Below are 17,653 nucleotides of genomic sequence, written 5' to 3' on the forward strand. Positions count from 1 at the left end.
AAGAATAAAAAGCTTATTGTGCCATTAAATTCATGACATTAGAAACCGGTTCCGATCTGGAACTGGAAGGCCTGCTTGTCGTCGCCTTCACGTGCATTGAGCGCGCGGCCGAAGGAAAGTTCAAGCGGCCCCATGGGCGATTGCCACGACAGGCCGACGCCCGCCGAGTAGCGCCAGCCGCACGGGTCTTGCACTGAATGATTGAAGCCGTCCATGCAGGACATGCCGCTTCCGGCGGAAACCTGGCCCGCGTCGGCGAACACGAACCAGCGCAAGGTACGGTCGCGGGAGGCACCCGGGAACGGCAGGTACAACTGCACGTTGCCCACGATGCGTCGCGCGCCGCCCAGGTAGTCGCCGGTGATGGTGTCGCGCGGACCCAGCGAGGCGCCCTCGTAGCCCCGCACCGTGCCTATGCCGCCGGCATAGACGTTCTTGATGACCGGGAAGGCCTTGCCGCCGTATGTCTTGCCCCAGTCGACCGTGCCGTTGAAGGCCAGCGTGAAGCTGCGGCCCAGCGGCAGGTAGTACTGCTGCTGCGCATGCAGCATGTAGTACTTGAGGCCCATGGTGGAGACGTCGGCCGACAGGCGGGTATAGCTGCCCTTGTTGGGCGCCAGGGCGCTGTCGCGGGTGTCTTTGGACCAGCCCACGTTGAAGATGACGGAGTTGGTGGTGCGGCCGTATTCGTCCACGTAGTCTTTATAGGCCTGCGGCGGGTTGTACAGATCGAGCGTGTTGCGCTCGAAGCTGACCCCGGTGAAGATCCGGTCGTATTCGGAAATGGGCACGCCGAAGTTCAGCCCGGCGCCGATGGCGGTCACCCGGTAGTCGCCCTGGTACTCGTAGTAGTCGCTGCTGGTCTCGTAAGGCGTGGTGCGGCGGTAGTACAGCGAAGTGGTCTTGCTGATGCCGTCGTTGGTCCAGTACGGGTCGGTATGCGCAATGACGGCCGAGCGATTGGTCTTGCTGGTGTTGACCTGCAACGACAGGCTGTTGCCGCTGCCGAAGATGTTGTCCTGGCTGATGCCGGCCGACAGGATCACCTTGTCGGTCGAGCCGTAGCCCACGCCCAGGTTGATCATGCCCGTGGGCTTTTCCTTTACGTCGACGTTGACGTCGATCTGGTCGGGAGAACCGGGCACCGGCTCGGTCGTTACATTGACCTCGTTGAAGTAGCCCAGGCGGTCGATGCGGTCGCGCGACATCTTGATGTTGGTGGAGTCGTACCACGACGCCTCCATCTGCCGCATTTCGCGCCGGATGACCTCGTCGCGTGTGCGGGTGTTGCCGCCGATCTGGATGCGGTTCACGTACACGCGCCGGCCCGGATCGACATAAAAGGTAAGGTCGGCCTCGTGCGCGTCGCGGTCGAGCACCGGGTTGGGATTGACGTTGGCAAAGGCGTAGCCCAGGCTGCCCAGGTAGTCGGTGATGGCCTTGGCCGTTTCGTTGGTTTTGGCGGCCGAAAAGGTTTCGCCCTCTTTCACCTGGATGAGCTTGCCGATTTCTTCGTCGAGGCCCAGCAGTTCGCCGGCCAGCTTGACGCTGCGCAAGGTATACGGCTCGCCTTCGTGGATGGTGAAGGTAACGAAGATGTCTTCGCGGTTGGGCGAGATCGCCACCTGGGGCTGCTCGGACGAGAACTCGAGGTAGCCGCGGTCAAGGTAGAAGGAGCGGATGCGCTCGACGTCGCCCTCGAGCTTCTCGCGCGAGTACTTGTCGGTGCCCGTGTACCAGGTCATGAAGCCCGAAGTGGTGAGCTCGAGCTCGTCGCGCAGCGTGCCGGACGAGAAATCTTCGTTGCCCACGAAGTTGATCTCGCTGATCTTGGCCAGTTCGCCCTCGAAGATGTCGAAGCTGATGCCCACCCGGTTGCGCGGCAGCGGCGTGATGATGGGGTTGATCTCGACCCCGTACTTGCCTTTGGCCAGGTACTGCTGCTTGAGCTCGAACTCGGCGCGCTCGAGCATGGCCTGGTCGAACACCCGGCCGGGCCCGAAGCCCACGGCGCTGAGCGACTTGTTCAGGGCCTCGGCGTCGAACTCGCGCATGCCGTTGAAGCTGACCGAGGCGATGGTGGGCCGCTCTTTGACGTTGACCACCAGCACATTGCCCTCGGTGTCGATGGTGACGTCACTGAAAAAGCCCGTTGCATAAAGCCTTTGCACGGCCTCGCTGGCCTGCTCTTCAGTGAACTGATCACCCACCTTGACGGGCAGATAGCTGAAGACCGCGCCGGCGTCGACCCGCTGGATGCCGTTGACCCGGATGTCTTGCACGACAAAGGGTGTGAACGCGCTGGCAAGGCCCGGGGCCAGCCAGGCCGCCAGGATCAGGGGCAAGGCGCGCTGGGTAAATTTGGTTTTCCGGCGAAACGACATCCTGATGGATCCTTAGTAGATCAAATTGGGGAATGATTGTAAGGCAGAACCCGCCTGGTGTGCTGTTAGATTGGTTCGTGCATGCAAAATTAATTGCCTGAAACACTAGCCGAAAAGGCGGGAAAAATCGTTAAAGAACGCCAACCCCATTAGGGCGGCGAGCAGCCCGAGGCCCACGCGCTGGCCGGTTTCAAGCCAGGCGTCGGGCAAGGGCTTGCCGCGCAGCATCTCGATGATGTAATACATGAGATGGCCGCCGTCGAGCATGGGAATGGGCAACAGGTTCAACACGCCGATACTAACACTGATCAGGGCCAGGAAGCCGATGTAGGCAGCCAGGCCGATGCGGGCGGACTGGCCGGCATAATCGGCAATGGTGACGGGGCCACTGATATTGCGCACCGATACATCGCCCGTCACCATGCGGCCCATCATCTTCAGCGAAAACCATACCGTATCCGCGGTGCGTGCGACACCCCGCCAAACGCTTTCAAACGGACCGTAACGCACCGTCACCATGGGAAAATCGGCGCCCAGCATCACGCCGATGCGCCCCACCTGCTCGCCCGAGGCATCGGTTTCCGCCCGGGGCACCAGCTGGACGCGCACGGGCGCGTCGTTTCGCAGCACCGTCAGCGCCATGGCCTGGCCCGCGTGAGACTGGATGTACTCGACGAGTTCGGCCGCCGAGGGCTCGCTTAGCGGGCCGGCCGCGATGATCACGTCGCCGTCGCGCAGGCCGGCCTGTTCACCGGCGCCGCCTGCCACCACCTCTCGCACCATGGGCCGGGGCGTGGCCAGCGCCAGGCCCGCGTCGGCCATCAGGTCGGCATTGTCGGGCTCTATGCTCGCGGCTTTCAGCTCCAGGGCATGCTGGCGGGCGGCACCCCCCTCGCCTTCCACTTGCAGCGACACCGTGCCGCCGGAGGTAAGCGCGTCGAGCAGCCCCCAGCGGGCCTCGCCCCAGGAACGAACCGCCTCGCCGTTGACTTCGACGATGCGGTCGCCCTCGAGCAGGCCGGCCTGGGCGGCCGGCGTGCCGGCGGCGGGTGCGGCCAGGATGGCGGCCGGCTCTTGCATTCCCACAAGCCCCAGCGCCGCGTACAGCACGGCGGCAAGCAGCAGGTTGGCCAGGGGGCCGGCCGCCACGATGGCAAAGCGCTTGCCCACCGGCTGCTGATTGAAGGCCTGTCGTGCGTCGCCGCCGTCGGAACGTTGCGGGTCGTCCAGCATCTTGACATAGCCGCCCAGGGGAATGGCCGACAGGGCCCATTCGGTGCCATGGCGGTCGAAGCGGCGCACCAGCACCCGGCCAAAGCCCACCGAAAAACGCAGCACCTTGACCCCGCAGCGCCGCGCCACCCAGTAATGGCCCAGCTCGTGGAAGGTAATGAGCAGTCCCAGCGCGACGATGAAAGCGAGCAAGGTAAAAAACATGATGTTCCGGTTGCGCCTCGATTATTTACAGAATTGAAGTGCTTGCCGCCTGGCGCTGCCGTCCAGTTCAAGGACCTCGTCGAGCGTATCGAGGGCCGTGCGGGTCCTGCCCGCCATGGCTTCCAGGCATTGCTCGATGACGCGGGCAATGCCCGTGAAGGGAATGCGGCTGCTGAGGAAGTGGTCGACGGCCACCTCGTTGGCGGCGTTCAGGGCGATGCAGGCCTCTTGCCCGGCCTCGAGCGCCTGGAAGGAAAGCCGCAGGCAGGGAAAACGCCTGAGATCGGGCGGCTCGAAGTCGAGCCGGCCTATTGCCGCCAGGTCGAGCGGCCCCACCCCGCTGTCGATGCGGTCGGGAAACCCAAGGCCATAGGCGATGGGGGTGCGCATGTCGGGCTGGCCCAGCTGGGCCAGGATGGAGCCGTCTTCGTACTCGACCATGGAATGAATCATGCTCTGGGGGTGGATGACCACCTGTATGCGCTGCAGGGGCATGGCAAACAGCCAGTGCGCCTCGATGACCTCGAGGCCCTTGTTCAGCATGGTGGCCGAATCGACGGAGATCTTGCGGCCCATGCTCCAGTTGGGGTGGGCACAGGCCTGATCGGGGGTCACGCCCTCGAGGCTCTCGAGCGCCGCGGTGCGAAACGGACCGCCCGAAGCGGTCAGCAGCAAGCGCCGCACCCCCTTGGCGGGCGCGGCCGGTGCGCCGGCGCGGCCGCCCTGCGGCATGCATTGGAAGATGGCGTTGTGTTCGCTGTCGATAGGCAGGAGTTCGGCGCCGTTGTCGCGCACAGCCGCCATGAACAAGCCGCCGGCCGCCACCAGAGCCTCTTTGTTGGCCAGCAGCACGCGCTTGCCCGCCCGGGCGGCGGCCAGCGCGGCCGGAAGGCCCGCAGCGCCGACGATGGCCGCCATGACGGTGTCGACTTCGGTGTCGGCCGCGCACTCTTCGAGTGCGGCCGGGCCCACGCGTACTTGCGGCGCCGGCCGGCCCTGGGGCCAGGCTTGCAGAAAGCGCTCGCGGGCCTTCTCGTCGGGAACGGCAACCACGCGCGCTCCGCAGGCCAATGCCTGCTCGGCCAGGAGGCTCATGCGGCTATGGGCTGTAAGGGCATGCACCTGGATGCTGTCGGCATGGCGCGACACGACATCCAGCGTACTTCGGCCGATGGAGCCGGTGGAACCAAGTATGCAAAGGCGTTGGGGATTCATGCACCGATACTCAAGAGCAATAATGCAGTGGGCGCCACGGGCAGCAAGGCGTCGATGCGGTCATAGACGCCGCCATGGCCCGGCAGCAAGGCGCTGGAGTCCTTGCGCCCGGCCCGGCGCTTGAGCAAGGACTCGAACAGGTCGCCTACGATGGAAAGCGCAGCCAGGAAGGCGGTCAGGATCAGCGCGCCGCCCAAAGACCATTTTTGCGCCAGGACGGCGCCGAAGCTGCCGGGCCAGAAGCTGGAAACGGCCACCCACACCACCGCCGCCAACACCCCGGCAATGGCGCCTTCCCAGGTTTTTCCAGGGCTGACCCGAGGCGCCAGCTTGCGCCTGCCCAGCGCCTTGCCGGCGAAATAGGCGCCAATGTCGGCGCACCAGATGAGCGCCAGCAACGAAACCAGGAACCAGGCGCCATACGCCAGGTAGAACTGCACCAGCGCCGCCCAGGCCGCCCATACCGCGAAGATGCCGAAGATGCGCAGCCCCGCGTTGGGCGCGGGCGCATCGGTGCGGCCCTGCACCACCAGAGCGGTGCCCGCCACGATCCACACCAGCACGACCAGCGGCGTGAGCCACTTGTTGCTGATCTGGGCCACCACGGCCGGCCAGCCCGCCATGGAGCCGCCCTGGACCCAGCCCATGCCGCAAAAGACCATGACCACGCCCAGCACCGCCGCGATGATGACGGCGATGTTTCCGGCGCCGGGGCTGACGGTAAGGCGCAGCCACTCCCAGAGCGCGCAGGATGCCGCGACGACGAGAAGCAGCACCAGGGGCCCGGCATGGGCCACGACCAGCGAGCCCAGCAGGATCACAAGGAGCACGACTGCCGTGATCACGCGTTGTGCCAGCATGGCAGGGACTCCTTTAAGGGTGGAAGGGCTTTACTTGGACTGTTCGGCAAGCTGCGCGCTGGTACGTCCGAAACGGCGTTCTCGCGTGCGGTACCACTTGAATGCGGCATCGATCTGCTTGGCGCCGAAATCGGGCCAGAAATCGTCGGTGAAATAAAGTTCAGTATAGGCGAGTTGCCAGACGAGAAAATTGGAGATGCGCTGTTCGCCGCCGGTGCGGATGAATAGGTCGGGCTCGGGCGCCCACGACATCGAAAGCCGCCGTGAAAGCTCTTGTTCAGTAAGGGCCTGGGGGTCTTGCGCCAGATCGGGGCGGTCATGCAGCAGGCTGCGCATGGCCTGCAGGATGTCCCAGCGCCCACCGTAGTTGGCCGCAACGGTAAGGTGCAGCGCGTCGTTGTGCCGGGTGCGCGCCTCGGCGGCCTTGATCAGCTCGCGCAGGTGCGGCTCGAAGGCCGACAGGTCGCCCACCACGCGCAGCCTGACGCCCTGCTTCTCGAGCTTGACGACTTCCTTCTCGAGCGTCTGCACGAACAGGCGCATGAGCAACGAGACTTCTTCCTGGGGACGGCGCCAGTTTTCAGAACTGAAGGCGAAAAGAGTCAGGTACTTGACGCCCCGCCGCCCGCAGGCCTCGACCACGCGCCGCACGGCCTGCACGCCGCGGGCATGCCCCGCCGCGCGCGGCAGCAGCCGGCTTGTGGCCCAGCGCCCGTTTCCATCCATGATGATGGCAAGGTGCGCGGGCACCTCGGAGCTTTCAGGGATGGAGACGGTGGAACTCGTGAACATGGGCGATGAATCCGCGCTGCAGCTATGTGGTGTGCCGAAGAAGGCCCTAGACCGTCATGATCTCGGCTTCTTTCTGCGCGACGAGCTTGTCGATCTCGCCCACGAACTTGTCGGTGAGCTTCTGCACGTCGTCCTGGGTGCGGCGCTCGTCGTCCTCGGAGATTTCCTTGTCCTTGACAAGCTTCTTGAGGCCGTCGTTGGCATCGCGGCGCACGTTGCGCACAGCCACCTTGGTGTCTTCGCCCTCGCTGCGCACCACCTTGGTGAGGTCGCGGCGCCGTTCTTCGGTAAGGGCCGGCATGGGCACACGGATGTTGTCGCCCATCGAGACCGGATTCAAGCCCAGGTCGGAGTCGCGTATGGCCTTCTCGATAAGAGCGACCATGGGTTTTTCGTAGGGCTGCACGCTAAGCGTGCGCGCGTCGATCACATTGACGTTGGCCACCTGCCCGACGGGAACCGGCGAGCCGTAGTATTCGACCTGCACATGGTCGAGGATGCCGGCATGCGCGCGGCCGGTGCGGATCTTGGCCAGATTGGTCTTGAGTGTGTCCAGGCTTTTCGCCATGCGATCTTCGGCGGATTTCCTGACCTCGGATGTGCTCATTTCTTTTCCTTTATCAAACGTGCACCAGGGTGCCTTCGTCTTCGCCAAGCACCACGCGCCGCAGTGCGCCCGGCTTGTTGATGGAAAACACCTTGATCGGCAGCTTTTGGTCGCGGCACAGGGCAAAAGCCGTGGCGTCCATGACTTCGAGTCGGCGCACGATCACTTCGTCAAAGCTGATGCGGGCGTAGCGTGTTGCTGAAGGGTCTTTGTTGGGGTCGGCCGTGTAGATGCCGTCGACCTTGGTGGCCTTCAGGACGATTTCTGCGCCGATTTCCGCGCCTCGCAGCGCGGCCGCGGTATCGGTGGTGAAAAACGGGTTGCCGGTGCCGGCCGCAAAAACCACGACCTTGCCCTCTTCGAGGTAGCGCAAGGCCTTGGGCCGGATGTAGGGCTCGACGACCTGGTCGAGATTCAGGGCCGACTGCACGCGGGTGTCGATGCCGCGGTGCTTGAGGGCGTCTTGCAGCGCCAGCGCGTTCATGACGGTGGCCATCATGCCCATGTAGTCGGCCGTGGCGCGGTCCATGCCCTGCGCACCGGGAGCGACCCCCCGGAAGATGTTGCCGCCGCCGATCACGATGGCCAGCTCAACGCCCAGGGTGGAGACCTCGGCGATCTCTTCGGTCATGCGAAGGATTGTGCTGCGGTTGATCCCAAATGCGTCTTCCCCCATCAGGGCCTCGCCGGAAAGTTTGAGAAGAACGCGTTTGTATGATCTGGTGGTCATGAATGGCAATCCCGAGAAGACGTTGCAACGAAAGTGTATGCCAGATTGGCCCAACCGGTGCAGCCAGGCGCAACATTCGGCAACGCGGCCGGCGGACGCAACAACGCCGCCCGGGCGCGTTTGCACGGGCGGCGCATATTATGAACGCCTGCCCGTGCTTCTGACCAGCAGGGATCAGGAATTGCCGGCGGCGGCAGCCACTTCGGCGGCGAAGTCTTCGGACTTCTTCTCGATGCCCTCGCCGACGACGAAGATGCTGAAGCGCTGGATGGAAGCGCTCTTTTCTTTCAGCATCTGCTCGACGCTTTGCTTGTCATTTTTAACAAAGGGTTGCGACAGCAGCGTGACTTCCTTGAGGAACTTCTGCACGGAGCCTTCGACCATCTTGGCGACGATCTCTGCGGGCTTGCCCGACTCGGCGGCCTTTTGCGCGGCGACCGAGCGCTCGGCTTCGATCAGCTCGGCGGGGACGCCCTGAGCATCGAGCGCGCGGGGCTTGGTGGCGGCGATGTGCATGGCCAGGTCCTTGCCCACTTCTTCGGAGCCGTCGAACTCGACCAGCACGCCGATGCGGCCACCGTGCACATAGCTGGAGAGCTGCTTGGCGGTTTCAAAGCGCTCGAAGCGGCGAATGGAGATGTTTTCGCCGATTTTGCCGACCAGGGCCGAGCGCGTGCTTTCGACCGTGCCTTCGGCAAAAGGCAGTTCGGACAGCGCGGCGACGTCGGCGGGATTCTTGTCGGCGACGAGCTGCGCGATGTCGGAGACGAACTTGACGAAGTCGTCGTTCTTGGCGACGAAGTCGGTTTCGCAATTGACTTCAACAACGGCGCCCTTCTTGGCGTCGCCGGATACGTACAGGCCGACCAGGCCTTCGGCGGTGACGCGGCTGGCGGCCTTGCTGGCCTTGCTACCCAGCTTGACGCGCAGCAGCTCTTCGGCGCGAGCCATGTCGCCGTCGGCTTCGGTCAGGGCCTTCTTGCATTCCATCATGGGCGCGTCGGTCTTTTCGCGCAGTTCTTTGACCATCGATGCGGTAATTTGAGCCACAGTATTCTCCAGTTCTTGAAACGGACCCCGGCCTGGGCCGGGGCGGGGGCGGACGAATCAAACGGGCGGCCTTGCGTTGGGCGGTGTGCCAGCGAAGCGCTGGCGCCGCATTCGTGCCGCGAAAAGCCGGCGGGCCGCCGCGCCGCGTGCCGGAACAGGCACCGACGCCGGGACGGCGCCGCTGACGGGCGAAGGCTTCGCCCGGAGGGCCTTACTGGGCCTCGCCTTCGTCCTGAACTTCGACGAACTCGTCGTCGCCTTCGGCGATTTCCTCGACCAGGCCGTTCAGGGCCTGTTCACGGCCCTCGAGCACGGCGTCGGCCATGCCCTTGGCGTACAGCGCGATGGCCTTGCCCGAGTCGTCGTTGCCGGGAATGACGTAGTCGATGCCTTCGGGCGAGTGGTTGGTGTCGACCACGGCCACGACGGGGATGCCCAGGGCGCGAGCCTCGGCGACGGCGATCTTGTGGTAGCCCACGTCAATGACGAACAGGACGTCGGGCAGCGTGTTCATGTCCTTGATGCCGCCGATGGACTTGTTGAGCTTGTCGAGCTCGCGTTCGAACATCAGGGCTTCTTTCTTGGTCATGTGCTCGGTGGCGCCTTCGGCCTGCTGAGCTTCCATTTCCTTGAGGCGCTTGACCGAGCTCTTGACCGTCTTGAAGTTGGTCATCATGCCGCCCAGCCAGCGGCTGTCGACATAAGGCATGCCGCAGCGGGCGGCTTCCTGGGCGACGAGTTCGCGAGCGGCGCGCTTGGTGCCGACGAACAGGACGGTGCCGCCGCGGGCAGCGGTCTGGCGCAGGAACTTGGCGGCCTCGACGTACTTGCCGACGGTCTGCTCAAGATTGATGATGTGGATTTTGTTACGATGACCGAAGATGAACGGGGCCATCTTGGGGTTCCAGTAACGGGTCTGGTGGCCAAAGTGCACACCGGCTTCGAGCATATCTCGCATCAAGGACATAATTTTCTCCGAGGGTTGGGTCTTGTACGCGGGCCTGCATTCGAAAACGCCGGCAACCGTTGTTGCCCAAATGCCTTTTCAAACACCCTGTTTTTCACACCTGCCTTTATATATGTGCAATATATAAAGGCAATATGTGCATCGCCGCGCACGCGATTTTTGCCACAATGGCAAATAGGTTTTTTGCCACAAGGGCAAATATATTTCTTTCGGTTTTTTCTTTCCATAGCGCTTAAAAGCGCTATTTGTCACAGCGCCTCTAAAGCGCTATTTAAAGAAAGCCTATAATTCTACTATCTTTAAGTTATACAGTTCAAGTTGACATGAGCAACCTCGTAACAGACCCCACAGACCTCGACAAGATGCGCGCCGCCTGCCAGGCGGCCGCCCAGGCCCTTGATTTCCTCGAACCCCACGTGCGCGCGGGCGTCACCACCGGCGAGCTCGACCGCCTGTGCATGGACTTCATCACCAATACGCTCGACGTCAAGTCGGCCACCGTCGGCTATGCGCCCCCGGGCTACCCGCCCTTTCCGGGCTCCATCTGCACCTCCATCAACCATGTCATCTGCCATGGCATCCCGGGCGACAAGGTGCTTAAAAACGGCGACATCATGAACATAGACGTCACCGTCATCAAAGACGGCTGGTTCGGCGACACAAGCCGCATGTACTACGTGGGCGAACCCTCCATTCTTGCGCGGCGCCTGGTCGATACCACCTACGACTGCATGTGGCTGGGCATCGAGCAGGTGCGCCCGGGCGCAACCCTGGGCGACATCGGCTCGGCCATCCAGAAGCACGCCGAAAAGCAGGGCTTCTCGGTGGTGCGCGAATACTGCGGCCACGGGGTCGGGCGCAAGTTCCACCAAGACCCCCAGGTGTTGCACTACGGCAAGCCCGGCACGGGCGTGCGCCTCGAGCCCGGCATGATCTTCACCATCGAGCCCATGATCAACGCCGGCCGCAAAGAGATCAGGCAGCTGGCCGATGGCTGGACGGTCGTCACCCGCGACCACAGCCTGTCGGCGCAATGGGAGCACAGCGTGCTGGTCACCGACACCGGCTACGAAGTGCTTACCGTGTCGCCCGGCATGCCGGCGGCACCCGCCTTCGTCCAGGCCGCCTAGAAGCTCGCGGCCCCGCCAGGGCCGCCCCCCGACCCGGACGCTCGCCATGGACTCTCCCTCTCCGTCGCCGCTGCGCCAGCGCTTCGACCAGCGGCGGGCCGAAGCGATCGAAAGCTATCGCAAGCATCTGCGGCCCGACATCCTGCTTGCGGCCCTGCGCCGCATCGCCGACCAGGCCGTGCGCGACACCCTCAAGCAGCATCCGCTGCCCGAGGGCGCGGCGCTGGCGGCCGTGGGCGGCTACGGCCGGGGCGAGCTCTACCCTTATTCCGACATCGACGTCCTGATTCTGCTTGGCAACGAGCCCGGCGCCGATGACAAGACACGCATCGAGAAATTGATTGCGGCGCTGTGGAATCTGGGCCTGGACCTGGGCCACAGCGTACGCTCGATCGCCGACTGCCGGCGCGAGGCGGCGCATGACATCACCATAGAAACCGCCCTGATGGAGCTGCGCTGGATCGCCGGCAGCAAGCCGCTGGTGCGCCAGCTGGCGCAAACCATGCAAAGGCGCCAGGATGCGCAAACCTTTTTTCAGGCCAAGCGAGCCGAGATGGTGCAGCGGCACGCCCGCCACCAGGACACCCCCTACGCGCTGGAACCCAACTGCAAGGAAGCCCCCGGCGGCCTGCGCGACCTGCTGACCCTGCGCTGGATCGCCCAGGCCGCCGGCGTGGGCAACACCTGGAAGGAAATCGCCGCCAGCGGCATGCTGACGCCGGCCGAGCACCGCGCGCTGCGCCGGGCCGAACTGGCCTTCAAGCGCCTGCGCATCGAGCTTCATCTGCTGGCGGGCCGGCGCGAAGACCGCGTGCTGTTCGACCTGCAGCCCGCGCTGGCGGCCACCTACGGCTTCGAAGCCACCAAAACGCGCCGGCCCAGCGAACTGCTGATGCAGCGCTACTACTGGGCGGCGCGGGTGGTCAGCCAGCTGACCACCATATTGATGCAAGCCTTCGAAGAGCGGCTGTTTCCGGTGCCCGCAAGCTCGCACAAGGTTCTGGACGACGATTTTTGCCAGGTACACAACCGGCTGGACGTGCGCCGCGCCGACGAATTCGAGCGCAAGCCCACCCTGCTGCTGCGCGCATTTTTGGTCATGCAGCAAAACCCCGAGCTTACCGGCTTGTCGGCGCAGATAATGCGCGCCATGTGGCATTCGCGCAAGCGCATCGACGCCCAGTTTCGGGCCAATCCGGTAAACCGCTACACCTTCATGCAGATTCTGCAGCAGCCGCGCGGCATCGTGCACGCCCTGCGCCGCATGACCATGCTGAACATTCTGCCGCGCTACCTGCCCGAGTTTCGCCGCATCGTCGGCCAGATGCAGCATGACCTCTTCCATGCCTACACGGTCGATCAGCACACGCTGATGGTCATCCGCAACCTGCGCCGCTTCACCATGCCCGAGCATGCCCAGGAATATCCCCTGGCCAGCCAGCTGATCGCCGAGCTTGACCGGCATTGGCTGCTGTACGTGGCGGCGCTGTACCACGACATCGCCAAGGGGCGCGGCGGCGACCATTCCGAGCTGGGCGCCCGCGACGCGCGGCGCTTCTGCGCCAACCACCAGATCGGCCCCGAAGACAGCGAGCTGGTCGAGTTCCTGGTGCGCGAGCACCTGACCATGTCGAAGTTCGCGCAAAAGCGCGACCTGACCGATCCCGGCGTCATCCACGAATTTGCCCGCCGTGTCAGAGACGAGCGCCACCTGACCGCCCTGTACCTGCTGACCGTGGCAGACATACGCGGCACCAGCCCCAAGGTGTGGAACGCATGGAAAGGCAAGCTGCTTGAAGACCTTTACCGCCTGACATTGGCGGCGCTGGGCGGGGCCCAGCCCGATCGCGGCACCGTGCTGGCCCTGCGCCGTGAAGAAGCCAGCGCCGAAGTGCGCCGACTGGGCCTGCGCGACGAAAGCCGCGACCAGTTCTGGAACCAGCTCGACGTCGCCTACTTCCTGCGACACGAAGCTTCCGAGATCGCCTGGCACACCCGCCACCTGTACTACCGCGTCGACTCGCCGGAGCCTGTCGTGAAGGCACGCGTGGTGGGACAGAACGAGGGCTTGCAGATCATGGTCTATTCGCCCGACCGCAGCGATCTTTTCGTGGACATCTGCGGCTATCTCGACCAGCGCGCCCTGGGTGTGCAAGAAGCCCGCATCCACACCACCCGGCACGGCTGGGCCCTGGACAGCTTCATTGTGCTGCTGCCGGGCAACGACCGCGATTTTCGCTCGTGGGCCAACCTGGTGGAACACGAGCTAGCCGAACGCCTGGCCCGCCCGCCCGAGGCCCGGCGTTCCACCGGGGGCTACGGCCGGCGCCGCTCGCGCCGCGCACGCGTATTTCCCATCGTACCCAATATAGAACTGCAGCCGGACGAAAGCGGCACCTCGTGGCGCCTGTCGCTGATCGCGGCCGACCGTCCCGGCCTGCTGTACAGCCTGGCCCAGGTATTCGCCCGGCATGGCATCGACCTGAACATGGCCAAGATCCTGACCTTGGGCGATCGCGTCGAAGACGTCTTCATCGTTGAAGGCCAGGTTCTGGGCCAGCCCCGCAGCCAGTTGCAGTTCGAGCGCAGCCTGCTGGCCAGCCTGGACGAGGCGGGCTGAACCAGCCGAAGACGCCCGCCACCGCTCTGCATTGCCGACGCACCGCAGACTTTCAAATCGCACATTGTCTCGAGAAAGCCCCCGTCCCCGCCGCGTCACGCCGCGCCCTCGGGCGCCCGCCCGCTGCGCAAAACGGCTTCTTCACAGTGAAATCCGCTGCGTCGGGCCGCTACAATACAGCAGCAAAACGCGTCCGCGCCTCCCATAACTCCCCATCGCCTCCACCACCTATGAGCCTCCATTCACCCGCCCTTACCCGCCGTCTGCTGCACGTCATTGCCCTGCTCTGCCTGGCGGCCGTCGGCATTGCGCTGATATCGCAGCATGTGTTCGATATGGCGCCTTGCGCCTGGTGCGTGTTCCAGCGCCTTATATATATAGGGATCGCGCTGGTCTGCTGGCTGGGGCTTTCGCTGGGACGCATGCGCCCCGCTCTCGCCCGAGCGGCCGCGGCCTGCGCCGCGCTGCTGGCTGTGGGCGGCGTCTTGGCGGCCTGGTATCAATACGATGTGGCCGCACAGATGTTCTCTTGCGCGCAGACCTTTGCCGATCGCTTCATGGTGCAGTCGGGCCTGGACGCCGGCCTGCCCTGGATCTTCGGCATCTACGCCACCTGCATGGACGCGCGGGTCGATCTGCTGGGCGTCGAATACTCGCTGTGGAGCCTGGCTCTTTTCGTGGTGCTGGCGGTGCTGGGCGCGGCGGCCACCCTCGGCCGCCGTCACTAAAAGCGCGTGACGGGCCGAACGGCCGGCTTGTCGTCGAATAGGGCTGCCGGGGCGGTTTTGCGGGGCTGGACAGGCAAATAATTACAAGAAAATGTACTTGTGGCTTTTGCTTGCGCTTTCGTGTCCATTGCTACGAGAACCGACAAAAAAACAACACCCTGGACACAGTATTCGTTGTTAATTACCAACGTTTCGTGGTTTTTTCACCCCTATACAGGCCAAAAAGGGTTAACCCTTATCGTCGCTCATATAGGCGATATATAAACTCGAATCCAATAAAAAGCGGTCATACAGTAGTAAACGCTAGATCATTCTTATAACAGCTACTACGGGGATTCACTAAACCGAACCAGTCGTTGCAGAAGTCTTCCAGGCAACTGCGGTTATAAGTGTGGTTTACACAATTTACAGTTCGAATCGAACATGCACTAATAGATACATCGTTGTTTGTTTTGCATGAAGTTCAAACGGGTTAGAAGCATTTTTTTCATCAACGTTGGAGAAAAACCAATGAAGTTAAAAGCACTCGCACTGGGCGTTGCCCTGGCATTCCCCATGATGGCTAGCGCACAAAGCTCGACCAGCGTCACGCTGTACGGTATCGTCGATACCGCCGTCGAGTACGTCAACAACATCGCCGACGGCGCTGGTGGCACCAACAGCTCCTTCCACTTCACCAACCTGACGCAATCCGTTCCCTCCCGCTGGGGCCTGCGCGGCACCGAAGATCTGGGCAACGGCCTGAAGGCTGTCTTCACCCTTGAGTCGGGCTTCAACGCCGGCACCGGCCAATCCGGCCAAGGTGGCCGTCTGTACAGTCGCCAAGCCTTCGTCGGCCTGGCCGGCGACTGGGGCCAGATCGCCTTCGGTCGTCAGGACAACATGCTGATGCGCGGCATGCTGGGCGCCGACATCATGGGCCCCAACGCCTACGGCCTGGGCTCGTTGGATAGCTACATCCCCAACACCCGCATGGACAACGCCATCACGTACATGGGCAACTTCAGCGGCGTCAAGTTCGGCGCAGCCTACGCTCGCGGCCGTGACAATTCGGCAGCTGGCGGCCCTGGCGGCGCCAACTGCGGTCTTGAGTTCGCTGATCAATCGGCCTGCCAAGCCTACTCGTTCATGCTGGGCTACGATGCCGCCAACTGGGGTGTCGCCGGTGCGTACGACGTCATCACTGGCTCGGACACTCAAGCCAACTTCCAGGCCCTGGGCAAAGACGACAAAGACCGCCGCTGGACCGTCAACGGCTATGTCAAGTTCGACGCCCTCAAGGTCAGCCTGCTGTACTTGAACCGCAAGAACGACGTCGGCATCAACACGCAGCCCTACACCGGCGTTGTGCCTCCCGTTGGTTCGCGCCTGGGCGAGCGTAGCGACCTGTGGTCCCTGGCCGCCTCCTACCAAGTCAGCCCCGCTGTCACCCTCGACGGCTCGGTCAACTACATCAACTACAAGGATGCCGACACGAGTTCCAAGGCCTGGTACTACGTTGCCCGCGCCACCTACTCGCTCTCCAAGCGTACCGCTGTCTACGCTTCGGCTTCCTACATCCGCAACAAGGGTCTGTCCAACCTGTCCGCCGCTGGCGGCACGGCTGGCGCCAACCCCAATGCTGGCGACAACCAGACCGCCGTCATGGCCGGCCTGCGCCACAGCTTCTAATCTCGTATAGAAGCAATGCCGTAAACCACCGGAAAGGTTGCTTGCAACCCTTCCGGTGGCAAACCGGCAGATTTGCAGTACCAGTAGTAATCCGTAGATTTGATTTGATTTGACTTTAGTCGGGTCGGCCTTTTGGCCTACCCGATTTTTTTCGTCTGTTTTCCGGACCGGCCTGCTCGTCTTGCTTCGTTACCAGATCTTGCCGACCCGCTCCGGCTACCAGGCCCTCCAGTACTTTCAGCCGTTCCAGCCCTTCCCGCCCTTCATGGGACCGCATGGTCGACGCGTGGGATCGGTACACAAGATGAAATCCCCGGCAAGATCCAGCGCCTGAACCAAACGCAGCCAGGAAGAGGCATGAAAAAAGGCTGCAACCCTGGAAGAGTTGCAGCCTTTTAGGCATATCCATTTAACAGCCTGAAGCCCGCGCGGCGGGCTCCGCGAGGATCGGCCCGGCGCACCTGCCGGTAGGCCGGTGCACGCGGCCGGGCGCCCTACTTCCTGTCGGTCAGGAACTTGCCGTCGGGGCTTTCGGCTTCTTTCTGGCGGCGCGTGGTGCCATCCAGGCCGCCATCGACCGCCCACTCGGCAAAACGGGTGGGGCCCGGTTCGAATTCGCGGGGAATCCAGTCTTTGTCGAGCTGGTCTTCGTCGGCGTAGTATTCGATGAGCCCGCCCGCCGGATTCTGAAAATACCAGAAATAGGCGGACGAAATCGGGTGCCGGCCGGGGCCCAGCTGGGTCTTCCAGCCGCAGCGGTCGATGTGCAGGCCGCCGCCGAACACCTCGTGGATGTCGCGCACGGCAAAGGCGACGTGGTTCAGGCCGACCTTCTTGTCGGGCGTCTGCAGCAGGAACAGGTCGTGGTGCCCGCCGTCTTCGTCGCAGCGCAGGAACACGCCGCGGCCGGGATAGCGGTCGGAAGGCGCAAAGCCGATCTTCTGCACGTAGAAGTCTTCCATCTGCTGCAGGTCGCTTACGAAGAACACCACGTGGCCCACCTCGATGGGCTGGGCCCTTTCGTAGATGGGGCTGCGCGCGTTGCGGCGCGGCTTTTCGTTCCAGGTGTTCATCTGGCCGCAATCGATGGTGATGTCTTTCTTGCGGCTGACCTGGAAGCCCACCAGCATGCCGCCGGGATCGATGCAGGACACGCGCTCGCCGGTGTTCTCGAAGCCCTTTTCACCGGCCAGGCGCTGGGCGATGCGCTCGAGCACCTGGGCGTCGGATACGCCCCACACCACTTCGCGCAGGGTCGGACCGGCCTCGATGGGCGCGGGATAGCCCGGCGCGTCGGTCTTGATGAGGTTGACCAGACAGCCGTTGAGCGTGGAAAAGACGAGTTTGCCTGGCTGCTCGGAGACGAGCTCAAGCCCCCAGTCGGCGAAGAACCGCTTGCATGTGTCGAAATCATCGGCCCCGTAGGTGATTTCGTCTATACCCATTACATCCATTGACTGCT

The 17,653-nt window shown here is 63.4% G+C and carries 14 protein-coding genes; 4 read left to right on the forward strand and 10 right to left on the reverse strand.

Going from position 1 to position 17,653, the window contains the following annotated elements; all coding sequences use genetic code 11:
* Nucleotides 1–38 precede the first annotated feature (38 nt).
* The 9 genes from bamA to rpsB all read right to left on the reverse strand — a co-directional run bounded on the left by bamA (nt 39) and on the right by rpsB (nt 10,042).
* Entirely contained in the window at nt 39–2,384 is a 2,346-nt protein-coding gene (bamA, locus tag C7440_RS13755) for an outer membrane protein assembly factor BamA (protein WP_116518962.1), read from the reverse strand.
* 105 nt (nt 2,385–2,489) lie between these two features.
* Nucleotides 2,490–3,821 (reverse strand): RIP metalloprotease RseP, encoded by a 1,332-nt coding sequence (gene rseP / locus C7440_RS13760; protein WP_116518963.1) that lies wholly within the window; start codon nt 3,819–3,821, stop codon nt 2,490–2,492.
* Nucleotides 3,822–3,842: 21 nt separating this feature from the next.
* Complete coding sequence (locus C7440_RS13765) at nt 3,843–5,036, reverse strand: 1-deoxy-D-xylulose-5-phosphate reductoisomerase (protein WP_116518964.1); 1,194 nt, start codon at nt 5,034–5,036, stop codon at nt 3,843–3,845.
* Nucleotides 5,033–5,896 carry a phosphatidate cytidylyltransferase gene (locus tag C7440_RS13770; protein ID WP_017523420.1) on the reverse strand — a complete coding sequence of 288 codons (864 nt, stop codon included), beginning with the start codon at nt 5,894–5,896 and terminating at the stop codon, nt 5,033–5,035. The genes C7440_RS13765 and C7440_RS13770 overlap by 4 nt, the downstream gene beginning before the upstream one ends.
* Nucleotides 5,897–5,926: 30 nt before the next feature.
* On the reverse strand, nt 5,927–6,688 hold the full coding sequence (gene uppS / locus C7440_RS13775) for a polyprenyl diphosphate synthase (RefSeq protein WP_017523419.1): 762 nt from the start codon (nt 6,686–6,688) through the stop codon (nt 5,927–5,929).
* 46 nt (nt 6,689–6,734) lie between these two features.
* Nucleotides 6,735–7,295 (reverse strand): ribosome recycling factor, encoded by a 561-nt coding sequence (frr, locus tag C7440_RS13780; RefSeq protein ID WP_017523418.1) that lies wholly within the window; start codon nt 7,293–7,295, stop codon nt 6,735–6,737.
* Nucleotides 7,296–7,308: 13 nt separating this feature from the next.
* On the reverse strand, nt 7,309–8,025 hold the full coding sequence (gene pyrH, locus C7440_RS13785; RefSeq protein WP_026067729.1) for a UMP kinase: 717 nt from the start codon (nt 8,023–8,025) through the stop codon (nt 7,309–7,311).
* 174 nt (nt 8,026–8,199) lie between these two features.
* Nucleotides 8,200–9,075 carry a translation elongation factor Ts gene (gene tsf / locus C7440_RS13790; RefSeq protein ID WP_026067728.1) on the reverse strand — a complete coding sequence of 292 codons (876 nt, stop codon included), beginning with the start codon at nt 9,073–9,075 and terminating at the stop codon, nt 8,200–8,202.
* Nucleotides 9,076–9,286: 211 nt separating this feature from the next.
* A complete protein-coding gene (gene rpsB / locus C7440_RS13795) occupies nt 9,287–10,042 on the reverse strand; it encodes a 30S ribosomal protein S2 (protein WP_026067727.1) in 756 nt (251 codons plus the stop codon).
* A gap of 323 nt (nt 10,043–10,365) precedes the next feature.
* Here rpsB and map point away from each other — a divergent pair, with 323 nt between their 5' ends.
* The 4 genes from map to C7440_RS13815 all read left to right on the forward strand — a co-directional run bounded on the left by map (nt 10,366) and on the right by C7440_RS13815 (nt 16,191).
* Nucleotides 10,366–11,172 carry a type I methionyl aminopeptidase gene (map, locus tag C7440_RS13800; RefSeq protein ID WP_116518965.1) on the forward strand — a complete coding sequence of 269 codons (807 nt, stop codon included), beginning with the start codon at nt 10,366–10,368 and terminating at the stop codon, nt 11,170–11,172.
* A 46-nt stretch (nt 11,173–11,218) separates the two neighbouring features.
* On the forward strand, nt 11,219–13,792 hold the full coding sequence (locus tag C7440_RS13805; RefSeq protein ID WP_116518966.1) for a [protein-PII] uridylyltransferase: 2,574 nt from the start codon (nt 11,219–11,221) through the stop codon (nt 13,790–13,792).
* Between the two features lie 230 nt (nt 13,793–14,022).
* The gene (locus C7440_RS13810) at nt 14,023–14,520 is read left to right on the forward strand and encodes a disulfide bond formation protein B (RefSeq protein ID WP_116518967.1); all 498 of its coding nucleotides are present in this window, start codon (nt 14,023–14,025) and stop codon (nt 14,518–14,520) included.
* A gap of 510 nt (nt 14,521–15,030) precedes the next feature.
* Nucleotides 15,031–16,191 carry a porin gene (locus tag C7440_RS13815; RefSeq protein WP_116518968.1) on the forward strand — a complete coding sequence of 387 codons (1,161 nt, stop codon included), beginning with the start codon at nt 15,031–15,033 and terminating at the stop codon, nt 16,189–16,191.
* Between the two features lie 494 nt (nt 16,192–16,685).
* On the opposite strand, the gene C7440_RS13820 is transcribed toward C7440_RS13815, so the two are convergent.
* Nucleotides 16,686–17,645 carry a VOC family protein gene (locus tag C7440_RS13820; RefSeq protein WP_116518969.1) on the reverse strand — a complete coding sequence of 320 codons (960 nt, stop codon included), beginning with the start codon at nt 17,643–17,645 and terminating at the stop codon, nt 16,686–16,688.
* Nucleotides 17,646–17,653: the final 8 nt, after the last annotated feature.

It is taken from the genome of Pusillimonas noertemannii, assembly GCF_003096595.1.
GTDB classification, from domain to species: domain Bacteria; phylum Pseudomonadota; class Gammaproteobacteria; order Burkholderiales; family Burkholderiaceae_B; genus Pusillimonas; species Pusillimonas noertemannii.